The sequence below is a fragment of the Rhizomicrobium sp. genome (genome assembly GCF_056722145.1).
Genome location: NZ_JBWZET010000123.1, coordinates 1 through 2,001, shown reverse-complemented (window position 1 = coordinate 2,001; position 2,001 = coordinate 1). Strand labels below are relative to the sequence as shown.

The window sequence follows — 2,001 nt, the reverse complement described above, 5'->3', positions numbered from 1 at the left end:
GCTTGTCAGCCGGCACATCGCGGAACAAGGCGTCGACGTCCGCCACGCCAATCTTGGCGAGCATGGCGGCGCGATCGTCCTTCGTCAGCGGCAGGTAACGCATGTCTTATAGGCCTTTCGTGAAGTCCTGATACTTTTCTTCCGTCATCAGCGCGGACAGCTCGGACGGATCGGCGAGCTTGATCTTGAAGAACCAGCCCTCGCCTTCGGGATCGGAATTGACCCGCGCCGGATCGCCGGCGAGATCCTCATTGGCGGCGGTCACGGTGCCGGCGACCGGCACATAGATTTCGCTCGCCGCCTTGACGCTTTCGACCACGGCGGCCTCTTCGCCCTTCTTCAGCACCTTGCCGACCGACGGGGTTTCGACGAACACGACGTCGCCGAGCTGTTCGGTGGCGTAATGGGTGATACCGACAGTGCCTTCATCACCTTCGACGCGGATCCATTCGTGCTGGTCCGTGTAATAGGTCGTCATTTCGCTGCTCCTCGTTTGTAGCGGTGGGGGACGAACGGCATCGGGGCGATGCGCGCCGGCAAAGCCTTGCCGCGGACGAGGAGATCAACCTCGGTACCGTCGGCGGCGAATTCGGTTTCGACATAGCCCATGGCGATGGGCGCATTGAGCGACGGGCTGAAACCGCCGCTGGTGACTTTGCCAATGATGCGGCCGGTCTTGTCGGCGATCTCGGTGCCGTCGCGGGCCGGGGCGCGGCCGTCGGGACGGATGCCGACGCGCTTACGCGCCGTGCCGTTCAGGATACGATCCATGATCTTGTCGGCGGCCAGAAAGCCTTTTTCCAGCTTGCGGCGCTTGCCGATGGCCCAGACCAGATCGGCTTCCGCCGGATCGGTGGTCTCGTCGATATCGTGGCCATAAAGACAAAGCCCGGCTTCCAATCGCAGACTGTCACGGGCGCCAAGGCCGATCGGCAGCACGTCGGGATCGGCGAGCAGCGCGCGGGCGACCGTTTCCGCATCCTCGGCCTGAATGGAAATCTCGAAGCCGTCCTCGCCGGTATAGCCGGTGCGCCCGACGATCGCGTCGACGCCCGCCACCGTGGCCCGCGTCACCCGCATGAAATTCAGCGCATCGATGCCGGGCGACAGCTTTTCCAGCACCGCACCGGCGCTCGGACCTTGCAATGCCAGTAGCGCGCGATCGGGACGCGGGGTCAGAACCAGTTCCCCCTTCAGCCGCTCGGCGATATAGGCGAAATCGCTTTCCTTCATCGAGGCGTTGACGACAAGATAGAGATCGGCCTCGCCGGCGAGGCGCGCCAGCATGAAGTCGTCCTTGACGCCACCTTCATCGTTGAGCAGCAGGCCGTAGCGCTGCATGCCCTCTTTCAGCCCGGCGAAATCGGACGGCGCCAGCTTTTCCATCGCGCGCGCCGGATCGGCACCCGCAAGGAACGCCTGGCCCATGTGCGAGACATCGAACAGACCCGCCTTCTCGCGGGTGTGGAGATGTTCCTTGATGATGCCAGCGGGGTACTGCACCGGCATTTCGTAGCCGGCGAACGGCACGATCTTGGCGCCGAGCTCGACATGCAAAGCATGGAGCGGCGTGCGCTTGAGGCTTTCAGTGCTGGCCATCGTCCGACGAATCCCTGGAGTTGGCGCGAATCCCGTCACCGGGAAACCCGCGCCCCCTCTGTCATCGGACCTGAGAGATTTACCCCTCCGCAGCGTGGGAGGGATTACCCCTTCGGTGGGGGCCGCTTAACGCGAACCCTCTTTCCAGAAGTTCATCACCCTTCGCGGTCCTTTTGCCTGAGAGTTTCCGGGGCGGTTGCTCCTTCGGCCTTCGCCCCGGCCGACATGTCGGCCAAAGCTCATGTCTCCCGCGGGGGATCATGTGCGGTCCGTACGGACGCGCCTCACGGCGGACCCGGACGTCAAATGCTATTTTAGTTGGGGAGGTTGGAGAGTCAACGCGAGGCGTCCGCAGGCGTCGGGTAGGTCGCACTTATCCCCGATTTCCGCCAATTTTCGCCG

Annotated in this window: 2 protein-coding genes and 1 riboswitch; both genes read right to left on the bottom strand. The window is 63.6% G+C overall.

From position 1 onward, the window contains the following. Positions 1-106 precede the first annotated feature (106 nt). Positions 107-478 (bottom strand): glycine cleavage system protein GcvH, encoded by a 372-nt coding sequence (gcvH, locus tag AC1P6P_RS06940; RefSeq protein ID WP_481401706.1) that lies wholly within the window; start codon positions 476-478, stop codon positions 107-109. After that, positions 475-1,599, bottom strand: coding sequence for a glycine cleavage system aminomethyltransferase GcvT (gene gcvT / locus AC1P6P_RS06935; protein ID WP_481401705.1), 1,125 nt, complete (start codon positions 1,597-1,599; stop codon positions 475-477). The genes gcvH and gcvT overlap by 4 nt, the downstream gene beginning before the upstream one ends. A 48-nt stretch (positions 1,600-1,647) precedes the next feature. Continuing rightward, positions 1,648-1,757, bottom strand: a riboswitch (glycine riboswitch). Positions 1,758-2,001 lie beyond the last annotated feature (244 nt).

What these genes read in the sequence shown, in the direction of transcription:
- gcvH (WP_481401706.1), bottom strand. Translation starts at nt 478, where the DNA reads ATGACGACCTATTACACGGACCAGCACGAATGGATCCGCGTCGAAGGT.
- gcvT (WP_481401705.1), bottom strand. Translation starts at nt 1,599, where the DNA reads ATGGCCAGCACTGAAAGCCTCAAGCGCACGCCGCTCCATGCTTTGCAT.